Origin of the sequence: Halodesulfovibrio marinisediminis DSM 17456, assembly GCF_900129975.1 — a bacterium.
Lineage (GTDB): Bacteria > Desulfobacterota > Desulfovibrionia > Desulfovibrionales > Desulfovibrionaceae > Halodesulfovibrio > Halodesulfovibrio marinisediminis.
In genome coordinates this window covers 564,966-577,836 of sequence record NZ_FSRG01000005.1, presented here as the reverse complement: position 1 = coordinate 577,836, position 12,871 = coordinate 564,966, and the positions used below count along the sequence as shown (strand labels likewise).

The window sequence follows — 12,871 nt, the reverse complement described above, 5'->3', positions numbered from 1 at the left end:
TATGTATCAAGATAAAGAATTACAGGAATATCGAGACCTACTCCAGCCACCTACCGAGTTTGAACAAGGGTTTGACTGGAAAACCATCATTGGTGCCATATTTATCGGTTTCCTTATGATGCCGGGCAGCATGTACTTGCAGCTTGTCATCGGTCAGGGAATCGGTCCTGCTGCGCGCTGGGTAACCATCATCCTCTTTGCTGAAGTAGCAAAACGTTCTTATACCGAATTAAAACAACAGGAAGTATTCCTTCTATTCTACATGGCGGGTGCGGCGCTTGCATCGCCATTCTCCGGCCTATTATGGAATCAATATCTGGTTCAATCAGATGCAGCCAAGATGCTTGGTCTCACAGAATTTATTCCTACGTGGATTGCGCCACAACCAGGGTCAGAAGCCCTGACAGAAAGAACCTTCTTGCATCAAGACTGGCTTATTCCAATACTGCTCCTTGTAGGAGCTCAACTTGTACAGCGCATTGACCACTTCGGGCTAGGATACGCCCTGTACCGACTCACATCCGATGTAGAACAACTACCGTTCCCGATGGCACCAGTTGGTGCATTAGGTACAATGGCTCTTGCAGAATCAACAGAGGACAGGAAATCCGGCTGGAAGTGGAGAATATTCTCCATAGGCGGGGTCATCGGTCTTGCTTTCGGCTTCTTCTACATATTACTTCCGGCACTTTCTGACTTACTTTTCGAGGAACCGATACGTCTGATTCCGATCCCATGGATTGAACTGACACGCCACACCGAGTCTGTTCTTCCTGCGGTTGCGACTGGTTTGCAGTTCGACCTAACATTGGTCTTTGTTGGCATGGTGTTACCCTTCTGGGCAGTTATTGGCGGTCTTATAGGATTAGTTGTAACTATTGCCGCAAACCCCATCCTTTTCGATTTAGGAATTCTTCACCGCTGGAAGCCAGGAATGGAAACCGTTGAAACAGTCTTTGCGAACAACTTCGACTTTTATATGTCCTTCGGTATCGGGCTTGGACTTGCAATTGCGATTATTGGTATCTGGCAGGTCATACGCTCTTTCAGATCAAAAACTGGTGAGTTGGACTTTTCCAAGCTGTTCAATCCGCCAGCCGGACGTGGTGACATTAATTTCTGGCTTTCCATCGGCATCTATTTCTTCTCAACCCTTGCGTACATCCTCATTTGCCGCTGGCTTGTTCCAAGCTTCCCATGGGTATTCTTCCTGATCTACGGTTTTGTCTACACACCAATCGTGTCATACATCAGCGCCCGTATGGAGGGTATTGTAGGACAATTCGTCTCCTTGCCCTTTGTGCGCGAAGCAAGTTTTATTGCCGGAGCAAAATACTTCGGCTACAGCGGAATAGAAATCTGGTATGCCCCAATCCCACTGCATAACTACGGGGAAGCAACTGTGAAATTCCGTGAAATTGAACTTACCGGTACAAATCTACGCGGCATCATAAAAGCTGAATTCTTTGTATTCCCGATTGTTATTATCGCCTCACTCCTATTCTCCCAATTCCTATGGAAACTGGCTCCAATACCGTCAGCAAGCTATCCCTATGCACAAAAAATATGGCACTTGCAGGCTCTGAACTCACTTTTACTACAATCATCAACACTTGAAGGAAACTCACTGTTCTACCAGGCATTAAGTTTCTCCTATGTAAGCTCAGGAATCGGGCTGGGACTGATTATGTACGCTCTTCTTTCTGTATTTGGACTTCCTGTCATGCTCATCTACGGTGTCGTACGCGGACTCGGGCAATCCACACCACACGGCATTATTTTAGAAGTAGTCGGAGCCCTGTTGGGACGCTATTTCTTCCTAAAAAAATATGGAAAAGAATGGCGGCACTACGCTCCTGTATTGCTGGCGGGATTCTCCTGCGGAATGGGCCTCACAGGCATGCTTGCCATGGGCTGTACCTTAATTTTAAAATCGTTAAGCCAACTAGCCTATTAACACACAACATACCTACTCATTTTACAATACAAAACAGACAAGCCGGAAAATCTACATTCGATTTTCCGGCTTATTTTACTCCATGCCCTGTTGTTGACATAACATAATCAAACCTTACTTTATCATTTATATCTATGTAAATGACTTCGTCTTCTTTACCTACATCCGGTACATAGTGCTTCCTTCACAGAACGGCATTCGTCCTGTAAACAGAAGTGCCGCAACAACACCGGAACCTCGTTACGTATTTCTTCATCATTTCAATACATAACATTTGTTGTGCTTTTACATTCAAAAACAATGTTCATTCTGGTCATTTCTGGTTCTCTTTTGTCACACAAAGTCATCTGTAGTTTTCGCAAAAATTCTCGTTGTGTAACACTATGAGCAGGAAATAAAAGCGTTGTCCTCAATCGTAGTCACGATACAGTACGGACACCTGAATGTTCAGATATAAATCTTCCTGAGGAGATAGCATGGAATTCAATCTGGAATTAGAAACTAAAAGACTTGAACGTAAACTAGCCCAAATCGCTGAAAAAGGTTTCCTGCCTCAAGCTCTTTTACAAATCGTAAGCAACACTGCGGCGCTACAGCTTGCAAGCCGCGTCAATGTATCTATACAGCCATTACGCCCTCAGGTCACAGCTGACATGCACATTCAAGGCGCGCCGCTTGTAAACAGAGCTGCATTTACATACGACCCTAAAGAAACCGCTATTCTCTTTGGTAAGCTTCTGGCTATGTTAGACAAAGCAGAGGAACCACTGGCATCTTCTGCAATCAAAGTCCGTGAAGCAATTGAAAGAAATGAATTAAGCATTCAGGAAGCATGTGAAGCATTTATTGCTGAAGACAACATGTTCTACGCTGACTGGGCTGCCCGAATCCCAGAATCTCCGAGCCTCGTTCGCTTCCTGGCTCAAGGCAGCCTCACCCCGTCATTAGAAGTACAGACAGAAAGTTTAAAAGAACACAGAAGTGACGAAGAACCATGGCCTTACGGACACTGTCCGCACTGCGGTTCCCAGCCTCTTATTGCTACTTTAAAAGAAAAAGAAGGATTCAAGCATCTTACCTGCTCTTTCTGTCGCCTTGAGTACCGTGCAAAACGTTTGCAGTGCGCTTTCTGTGGAGAAGAAGACCACAATAAACTCGAGTACTTTAAGGCAGATGGTGAACCGGGGTACGAAGTCCATGTTTGTAAGACATGCAGCTGTTACATTAAAGTCAGCGATTTCCGTGAATTTGACCGGGTGAGCATCCCAGTACTTGATGATCTTGAATCTCTCACTCTCGACATTCTAGCACGTAAGCAAGGATACGCTCGCCCTACACTCTCAGCATGGGGGTTCTAATGCCGAAAAATGAAACTCGTTGCAGCTGTGAACCGAAACCTGTTACGGTTACACAGTATAAAGACGGCCAGTGGGCTGTGCATCCTGACGTTGTAAGTATTGAAGTACCGATCAAACTGAACTTCAATGATGAATCATACACACTTTGGGCATGGCCTGAACACCTTGAAGATCTGGTAGCCGGCCACGCATTGCTCGATCTCGGTGGTGGCAGTACTGAAACCACGGTTGAAAAAGTCAGTGATGACGAATTTACTGTAACTGTTGGTGATGCTATCGAAAATACTCTTGAACCTGGCAAATTACATGGTTCTGAAATGCTCGAAGCAATGGCAAAGTTTATAGATGAAGAAGGGATGTGGCATGGCACAGGGTGTTTCCACCGTGCCGGTGTGTACGATGCAAACTCTCACACCATGCTTCACCGAACAGAAGATATTGGACGGCATAACTGTGTTGACCGCCTCGCCGGATGGGCAAGCCGAACAGGAACGCCTTTATCCGGCCTTGTTCTGATGATTTCTGCACGTGTAACAGCAAGTCTGTGCGCTAAGGCAACCCGTGCTGGATTTAAATTCATCGTCAGTCGCTCAGCAGTAACAAGTGCATCCATTGGAATGGCACAAGAACACGGCATTACTCTTGTCGGTTTTGCCAGAGATCAAGAAAAACGTTTCACCGTCTTCCATGACCTGCAGACACCGAGGGTTCTGACCTAATGCATGCAAATGGTTCTGACCATCTCACCGGAATTGTTCTTGCCGGTGGGTTAAGCTCCCGCATGGGGCATGATAAAACCCGCATCCATGTGCATGGAGATTCCAAACCTGATCTGCTTGTGTACACATGTAGACTTCTGGAATCTGTGTGTTCGGAAGTCTGGATTTCCAGCAGGGATGTCAGACCGCACGCTGACGGCTATCTATGGGTAAAAGATGAAATTGAAGGCAAAGGGCCTATAGGAGGTGTCATGACCTCCTTGCGCGCTGCGCAGGGCCCTGTGCTTGTTCTGTCCTGTGATCTGCCGTTTATGAATGCGGAAATGTTGCAAAAGCTCATTGATTTCTGGAAACATAAACCTGAAGGTACGTTGCATACCACATTTATTCAGGAAGAGACTGGCTTTATCGAAGCCCTTGTCTCAATCTATGAGTTTGAAGCACTGCCCCTTTTTGAACAAGCTGTTGATGACGGGATGTATAAGTTAAGTCGCGTTGTTCCTAAAGAACAGCAACACTGTTTACCCTACACCCAGCAAGAATCACTGCCGTTCTTTAACGTAAACTATCCCGCAGACCTTGAAATGGCCCGCCGGATCATTGCTGCCATATGACACATACAACTATTAGTCCTCAGACAAAGTCACCCATTGCTCTTACTGATAGCCATGGACGAACTGTCAACTACCTGCGAGTGTCCGTTACTGACCGCTGTAACCTGCGTTGCATGTACTGCTGGTCTGCAGATGGGATGAAATTTATCCCTCATGAAAACATTATTAGCTATGAAGAAATTGCAAGGCTCGTCGATCTTTCTGTAGACATGGGAGTAAGTAAAGTGCGTCTTACGGGTGGTGAACCATTTGCCCGACGCAATTTTCTTGATCTTGTAAAAATGCTGCTCTCCAGACATCCCGATCTGGATCTGCGTCTCACCACAAACGCAACCATGATGAATGGTAAGGCCAAAGAACTGGCTGCCCTAGGTGTCCGCCACATAAACATTTCTTTGGACACCTTTGACCGAAACAAGTTCCAGAACATCACAGGCCGCGACATGTTGCGTAACGTGACTCGTTCTATTGATGACTGTTTGGCTCACGGACTCAAAGTTAAAATTAATACAGTAGCCCTGAAAGGTATTAACGATGACGAGTTGCCTGTCTTCGTTAACTTTGCAAAAAGCAACCCTGTAGACGTCCGCTTTATTGAATTCATGCCTATGGGAAGCTGTAGCGCTTGGAATGAAAGTAACTTCTGGTCTGCTGATGATATTCTGAAAGAAGCATCCAAATTGGTGGTTCTCACCAAGCTTGAAAAAGGCGAGCGACGCTCTGGCCCTGCAAAGCTATTCGGCATAGAAGGCGGCAAAGGACGCCTCGGCTTGATTACGCCGATGTCTAACCACTTCTGTTCCTCCTGTAACAGATTGCGCATTACTGCTAACGGAATGCTGCGTACCTGCCTGTTTTCAGACAGTGAAATTGACTTGCGCACAATGCTGCGCAAACCGTCTATCACTGACACTGACATTGCTAACGTGATGCGCGAAGCAAACGTTAACAAACCACTTGGCGTAGAGTTACTTAACGCCAAAAAACAAAATGAAGTGGCGTTAAAACGTATGAATGCCATTGGCGGTTAGATTAGCTAACATATAGCCACAAGAAACTCATTACCTCGACCTATTGCTGGTCAGATAAAAAAAGAGCAGGTGCCTAAGCATCTGCTCTTTTTTTATCTGACCAGCAGGAATTAATTTTAAATATGTAACACATTGTAAAAAAAGAATTACACAAGCATAAACACCGTTTTTGTCAAGAATACCAAAAAGATATCCTAAAGTATTACCCCAACAACCCGATCTAAAAAAACAATCAACACATCAAACGTTACTCGGAAAACAATCATCTTAACATGTATTCACACTCTCACCCCATCTACTCTGGAGCTACACATGAACTTCAAATCGTTAAAGATGAAGCTGCTTGTACAAATTTCCGCTTGCTTCATTGTTTTTTTAGGTCTTCTCCTTACGATTTCTATCAACTCCATACGTGAAGAAGCGTTTGAGTCTGCACATCTTTTATCCAAAGAAGTTATACAAGAACATAAGCTTGTTATTGAAAAAGAATTCAACCATGGCTTTGTCATTGCTCGCACTCTTTCACAAACAATCACAGGGATACTCAGCTCCGAGTCCCCGCGTAGCAGACAACAAGTTGTTAATATGTTGAAAGATGTCGCAATCAACAACCCACAATTATTCGGAATCTGGCTACTCTTTGAACCTAATGCTTTTGATGATGACTCTGCCTACCTAAATGAAAAAAATTTCAACACAAGCAATGGCCGATTTGGCCCATATTGGAGTCGTATTGGAGGCTCTCTTAAACTTGCACCATGCAATTCAACCACAGGTTCATGGTATACCAATAGCCGCGATACCCTAGAAGAATATGCGACTGAAGTCACAACATACACAAGCTCAAGTGGAATCCCATTTACCATTTCCAGCATATCTATCCCGATTATTAAAAACGGAAAAGCCATCGGAGTCGTCGGCGTTGATGTTGCGACAAATTTCCTCAAAGACCTTGTGAATACACTTTCCGCGTATAACGGAAATTGCAGTTTAACGTTGATCGCTTCAAGCGGTAAAATTCAAGCTCACACAGGCAATCCCAATGCACTGGGTGCACCGATTGAAACAATAATTCCCAATGGCCAATCACTGTTCCAACATGCACAGCAAAACAACTTTACTCAAATACAAGATGAAAATTTCCTCCGTGTTTTCATACCAGTACAGCTAGGAAAAACAAAAAACAAATGGATCGCAAGCCTTTCCGTCTCTAAAGATACTGCTCTGGCCTGCGCTAATGATCTGACTATAAAAATGATTCTAATCGGTATTCTCTGCATTCTCGGTGCACTTGGTATCACGTTCTATCTTGCCGGATTTATCGCCCGTCCAATAATCCAAAGCTCTGACGTTATTGCTGAAATCGCACAAGGCAATCTATCTGCCCGTTGTAATCCAGAAGGACGCGATGAAATTGCAGCAATGCAGCACGCCGTAAATGCCATGGCAGAAACGCTTCAGCAAAATATTCATGAAATAGAATTTAACATGAAAGAAGCCCGTACCCGTTCAGAAGAAGCTGAACGAGCTACAAATCAAGCAAAAACAGCTGAAGAGAATGCGCTACAAGCTTACAAACAAAGCCAAGGGGCAGCTAAAGAACTTGATAAACTTGTCCTGAATCTCACCTCGACCTCATCAGAACTTAATGCACAAATTCTGAGCACTGCAGAAGGCGTAAACCAGCAAGATGCCCGCAACAGTGAGACTGCCACAGCTATGGAGGAAATGAACAGCACTATTCTTGAAGTTGCTCGAAATGCTTCAGAAGCGGCTGCAAGTGTAGACGTTGTTTTTCATGAGGCAGAGTCCGGCCTTACTGTGGTGAATGAATCAGTTTCTACAATTCAAAATGTATCCGCTCTTACAGAACAGCTAACTAAGGAAATGAGTGAACTTGGAGTACAGGTTGAATCCATTGGAGAAATACTTAATGTAATCAGTGATATTGCTGATCAGACCAACTTGCTTGCACTTAACGCAGCCATTGAAGCAGCACGGGCAGGTGAGGCAGGACGCGGTTTTGCCGTTGTTGCAGATGAGGTGCGTAAACTTGCTGAAAACACAATGGAAGCAACAAGACAAGTAGGAACAGCTATACAGACTATTCAAGCCGGAACCCAAAAAAACATTGAAGCAATGACCAACACCGCCAATGCTGTTGAAAATGCTACAGCATTGGCCACCAAGTCTGGAATTGCTTTTGAACATATAGTAGCCAAAGTCACACCTGCAACAGATCAAGTAAGAGCAATTGCAACAGCAGCTGAACAACAGTCCTCTGCCAGTGAAGAAATAACTCAGGCTATTGAAGAGATAAGCCGTATTTCTTCTATGACGACAGAAAAAATGGCAGAAGCTGAGTCCGCCGTACGTAATGTTAATTCTGTCTCTGACTCACTTAAAGTAACTATGAATAAGTTGTTATCAATTTAATTAGTTTGATTCAAAAGTGGACATAAAAAAAGCGACCCTAAGGTCGCTTTTTTTATGTCGTACTCATAAACTAATATGGAAGGACTCTTGCCCGTCCGTTCGGTGAAGTTATCACACGGACGCGTTGTCCTACGCTAAAGTTTGATCCTTCAGCAGCCTGTACTATAGATACAGAGCCTCCAGAGTCTAATCTTACAGTAATCTGTACACCGTCTGTTTTCTGGAATTCATCTTCAGCAAGTGCACCAGCAGCTGCGCCTAACAGTGCGCCACCGACAGCACCTACCACTTGTCCGGAACCACCACCGATCTGACTACCAAGAACGCCACCGGCAATACCGCCGCCAACCAGGCCAACACCTGTATTCTCGTCTTTAATAGTCACCGCGTGCATGCGGGTAATTGTTCCATAGCTGATCTTATCAGCCTGCATCGCCTGATCGCCGCTGTACACATTAGGATTATATTTATTTGTACAACCTGCAAGAACAGCCAGCGCAAGCAATACCAGAAGTAGTTGATACCGTTTTGTTGTTGACCAGGTCATGTCTCACCTCCTGATAGTTAGGTACCTCGTAAAAAAATACAAAAAAGTCACCTGCCCGGACACGATTTTTTTCATCATCCCCTCTCAATTCAAGGATATGAAACAATCAACGCGCTCTAACTATCAAGTATTGTGGGCAATATCCTAAAAAGCTACCTCATGTATATTCTCTACAAACGATGCAAATCTGGTCACACCCATTATTTCAAAAACATTACGGAAGTTTTCTGACAGACCGGAAATAACAACCTTACCACCATTGTTATAGAATGAGCGAATAGAGTCAGTCAGCAAGGCTATTGCAGCACCGTTGATAGAAGTGTTTTCCGCAAAATCCAAGACTACCCGTTGCGCCTGTCCAGCGCCCTTAAATGCATGCTTTATTTCTGCTTCATCTGCAGTACCAAGGGTACCACAAACGGTTATTACCATTGTATCATTTGTAAATCGTGTGGACAGCGTTACAAATTTCTCTGTGTTCAATTTTATACGCTCTTGCACACGTTCAAGAGCTTTTTCAAGCACTTCAAGACGAAGAGGCTTGTTGATAAAGTCAGTAGCATCAAGGTTAAGCGCTTGAATAGCAACATCCATATCGCCGTGCCCTGTAATTACCACTACTTCAACATTAGGCTCTTCTTCTTTAAGACGACCGAGCAACTCAATACCATCCATACCCGGCATTTTAATATCGGTCAGCACCAACGGCGGGCGATGCTCTGCAAAAACCTCAAACCCGCGTTCCCCAGAGTCCGCCAAAAGCACTTCATGCCCTAACGTACTCAATAACAATTCAAACATTGTTAGTGTAGGTTGCTCGTCATCAACAACTAATATCTTCATACAAATTACCTTTCCCTAATTGGCTACAAGAGCCACCTCTTGACGCGGGAAACGAACAGTAAAGCATGTACCGTCACCTACTGCACTTTGAATGTTGAGTTCTCCTCCAAACTCGCGAACAATGCCGTAGGAAATAGCTAGGCCCAATCCCATTCCTTGCCCTGTGGCTTTTGTTGTAAAGAACGGTTCAAATACCTTCTCAGCCACGTGGTCTGGGATACCGGTTCCGTTATCTTCAACAGACACAGATACCCCTTCGTCGTCATATTCTGTACGAATCAGGATACGGCCTCTGACTTCCGTCCCCTCTTCATGTCTCTCTACAATAGCGTCACGGGCATTAATAACCAAATTCAATAGTACCTGCTGCAACTTGTTATGCTGTGCAGTAATGTACGGCAATGATGGATCAAGTTCCGTGACAATATGAACATCTTCAATGCGGAATTGCCTGCTGAGTAACGACACAACAGACCCTACCGGCTCATTCAGGTTTACGTCTTCAAGCAGTAAGTCAGCCTTACGACCGAACGACCTGAGTGTATTGATAATGTCCGAAGCTCTGTCTACTTGTGTGCTGATTTCTGTAACAACCTGAACATATTGTTCCTGTGGTATTTCAATATCCTGTTCATGCACCATGGTTAAGAAATCACTGCCCATGCGGATTGCGTTCAACGGCTGATTCAACTCGTGTGCAACCCCTGTGGACATCTCACCAAGAGACTTCATTTTAGATGCCTGAATAAGTTGGGCATCTTTTTCTACCAGATCAGTAACATCAGTTGTGGAAACAATAATTGCAGGACGAGTACGGTAGCTGATTAGACATGCCGTAAGGTTGACATACATAGGAATATTGCCTTTGCGTAAATGCACAATACGCGCAGACTTCATTGCCTCTGCACACAACTCATCGTTACTGAAGTACTCAAAGCACTCCTTAGCATGTTCTTCAGCAAGTACTGAGTAACGCATACCAACCAGTTCTTCGCGAGAATACCCGTAGATTTCTTCTGTACGCGGGTTGGCATCCACAAGTTTCTGTGTATGCACATCCACAACAAAAATAGGATCAGGTCCACTGCGGAACAAAGAACGGTATGTGCTTTCGGATTCCTGCAATCTGCGACGATACAGACGGATAGACCACACCATATTACGGAAGGATGTGGTCAACTGCTGTACTTCATCGCCATCACTTGGTTCATTATAAAACGCGCATTTCTTACAACGATGTGGTCTCGCCCCCGTTTTATTCGCACCAGCCCGTTGCTCATCAAAATGCCAGCAAGGCAGGTCCGTATCGTGGAAGGCAGGACACGCGATATCCTCCTCAGTATTTACAAGATCGGCTGAACTAAAATTCCCCCGTGACAAGTCATCTGATATTTTAGTCAACGTCATAACAGGATCGGCAATATACTTTGCCAGTCTGTGACTGACCCAAAACGTGATTATGATAACCGCGGAGATAAAGCCCAAGAACATTGCGCGCAACTTACCTACAAGGCTATCTATATGCGCCTTAGATAACCCCACATGAACCGTACCTATCTGGTAAATACCCTCTTTAATGGGTACAGCAATATCATACGCTTCATGCTCTCCAAGTGGCACCACCTCTACGCTCTTCTCCACTCTTTCGGTAACAGGGTTAACCCCCTTTAACCTTTTCGGAAAAGGTGTCGTAAACGTATGGCTGAGTATTTTTCCGTTCTTTCCTTCAACATAAATGTACGCAACAAGATTCCGGCGCTCGTTTAGTTGTTTTTCATCAAAAAGAACATTCAGCAGGTGGTCAGTATCATTTTCTAAAATATATTCGGTTCCGCGCGTTGCAACACTATGCGCAATAGCAGTGCCACGCATCTCCAGCTCAGAAGTCAGACCGGAAATAAGAATCCAGCGAGCAAGTAAAGCAATAGTGCCGCTGATGAGCAGGATTACTATCAGAATAGAAAAGAAAAATTTATTCTTCAGACTGAGCTGTGCAAATTTTGAGCGAATCATTACTGAATAGGCTCCTCAAGTTTGACCAAAGCACGACGCTTCAACAATCGGTCAGTATCATCAATCAATTTAAATTCGCCGTCATCCAACACGGTAAAATACACCATATCCAGCCCCTGATGGTCTTCAGGAGTAAACGCTACAGATGCGCAACCGCCAAGCGGAAACTCGTTCATCGACTCCAGAGCCTTCATAAAACTTTCGCGGGTTAAATTACGGCCTGCTCTGCGCAGACCTTCAACGAGAACCCGTGCATTCAGATAGCCCTCTAGCCCAACCGCGCTAGGAACATCATCCGGATAAAACTCTTTCAAATGGCGTAGATAGTCATCCGCAATTCCCATCAAATCATGAACCTGAGGTGCAGATGGTGGGGGCACAACTTGTGATACAAGCACGTTTCCCTTTATGTCGTCCGGCAGACGTCTGGCAAGCTCTTCCGCACCAACGAACGATAAATTAAAAAAAACGGCGTCAAGCCCGAGGGCGTTCGCTTTCTTAATAAATTCAGCACATGGCTCGTAGGTGCCGACAAGAACAACTGCGTCAGGTTGTGCGCCGACTATACGATGCAATGCTTCATCGATATCTACTCCGCCCCGAACATATGAGCCCCGAGCAACTGGTGCAAGCCCTACTTCACGCAAAGCAAGTTCAGTTCCCATAAGTCCGTCAAATCCATAAGCATCATACTGATAAAAAACTGCAATGCGTTTACGCTTCATGCGGGAAACGAGCAGATCAACAGCAGCTTTGGTTTCCTGATAATACGATGCCCGAATATTAAAAACAAAAGGATTAAAAGGCACACGTAACGCATTGGCACCAGTAAAGGCTCCAACAAGCGGGATTTGTGCATCTTCTATAAGCGGTAAGACACGAACTGTGGTCGGGGTTCCAACGAACCCGAAGAGAGAAAAAACATTGCCTGTGCTAATAAGCTGATGCGTATTAGCAAGGCATCTGGTGGGATCATATCCGTCATCAATAGCCTGCAAGGTAATCAGCCGACCATGCACCCCGCCAAGAGCATTTACATTACGCAGGTAACTCAACGCCCCACGTAGGGTCTGCGTTCCAAGATAACTTGCGTGCCCCTCCAAAGCGAGCGAAGAACCAAGGGTGATTTCTGTAGAAGAGACACCGGGCACCGTAGTGTGCTGCACAAGTTGTTTTACTTCTGTCTCACATCCTAACAGTGCAAAAACAAGCACTGCCCAAGCCGCAAACTTGAATGCTCCTCGCATACACTCTCCCTGAAAAAGCAGAAAAAACACTGTTTATCTTATTAAAAGATGTATACTCTCAGGTAGTTATTCGCAAGTTCTTTGTAAGTAAATGCTATGTCTTACA

Annotated in this window: 10 protein-coding genes; 6 read left to right on the top strand and 4 right to left on the bottom strand. The window is 44.9% G+C overall.

All coding sequences use genetic code 11. The annotated features are described in order from the left end of the window. Position 1: 1 nt before the first annotated feature. The 6 genes from BUR09_RS10505 (at position 2) to BUR09_RS10480 (ending at position 8,115) form a co-directional block, all read left to right on the top strand. Complete coding sequence (locus tag BUR09_RS10505) at positions 2 to 1,957, top strand: OPT family oligopeptide transporter (RefSeq protein WP_074216885.1); 1,956 nt, start codon at positions 2 to 4, stop codon at positions 1,955 to 1,957. 476 nt (positions 1,958 to 2,433) lie between these two features. After that, positions 2,434 to 3,315, top strand: coding sequence for a formate dehydrogenase accessory protein FdhE (locus BUR09_RS10500; RefSeq protein WP_074216884.1), 882 nt, complete (start codon positions 2,434 to 2,436; stop codon positions 3,313 to 3,315). Beyond that, positions 3,315 to 4,034, top strand: coding sequence for a formate dehydrogenase accessory sulfurtransferase FdhD (locus BUR09_RS10495; RefSeq protein ID WP_074216883.1), 720 nt, complete (start codon positions 3,315 to 3,317; stop codon positions 4,032 to 4,034). The genes BUR09_RS10500 and BUR09_RS10495 overlap by 1 nt, the downstream gene beginning before the upstream one ends. Then, entirely contained in the window at positions 4,034 to 4,648 is a 615-nt protein-coding gene (locus BUR09_RS10490) for a molybdenum cofactor guanylyltransferase (protein WP_074216882.1), read from the top strand. The genes BUR09_RS10495 and BUR09_RS10490 overlap by 1 nt, the downstream gene beginning before the upstream one ends. Continuing rightward, positions 4,645 to 5,679 (top strand): GTP 3',8-cyclase MoaA, encoded by a 1,035-nt coding sequence (moaA, locus tag BUR09_RS10485; protein ID WP_074216881.1) that lies wholly within the window; start codon positions 4,645 to 4,647, stop codon positions 5,677 to 5,679. Before BUR09_RS10490 ends, moaA begins: the two co-directional genes overlap by 4 nt. A 312-nt stretch (positions 5,680 to 5,991) precedes the next feature. Then, entirely contained in the window at positions 5,992 to 8,115 is a 2,124-nt protein-coding gene (locus BUR09_RS10480; RefSeq protein WP_074216880.1) for a methyl-accepting chemotaxis protein, read from the top strand. A gap of 70 nt (positions 8,116 to 8,185) precedes the next feature. On the opposite strand, the gene BUR09_RS10475 is transcribed toward BUR09_RS10480, so the two are convergent. From BUR09_RS10475 to BUR09_RS10460, 4 genes are all read right to left on the bottom strand, one after another. Next, positions 8,186 to 8,662: a glycine zipper 2TM domain-containing protein gene (locus BUR09_RS10475; RefSeq protein ID WP_074216879.1), complete on the bottom strand. Its 477-nt coding sequence runs from the start codon at positions 8,660 to 8,662 to the stop codon at positions 8,186 to 8,188. A gap of 144 nt (positions 8,663 to 8,806) precedes the next feature. After that, positions 8,807 to 9,505 (bottom strand): response regulator, encoded by a 699-nt coding sequence (locus BUR09_RS10470; RefSeq protein WP_074216878.1) that lies wholly within the window; start codon positions 9,503 to 9,505, stop codon positions 8,807 to 8,809. A gap of 15 nt (positions 9,506 to 9,520) precedes the next feature. Next, the gene (locus BUR09_RS10465) at positions 9,521 to 11,518 is read right to left on the bottom strand and encodes an ATP-binding protein (protein ID WP_074216877.1); all 1,998 of its coding nucleotides are present in this window, start codon (positions 11,516 to 11,518) and stop codon (positions 9,521 to 9,523) included. Then, the gene (locus BUR09_RS10460; protein WP_074216876.1) at positions 11,518 to 12,765 is read right to left on the bottom strand and encodes an ABC transporter substrate-binding protein; all 1,248 of its coding nucleotides are present in this window, start codon (positions 12,763 to 12,765) and stop codon (positions 11,518 to 11,520) included. Before BUR09_RS10460 ends, BUR09_RS10465 begins: the two co-directional genes overlap by 1 nt. Between the last annotated feature and the right edge of the window lie 106 nt (positions 12,766 to 12,871).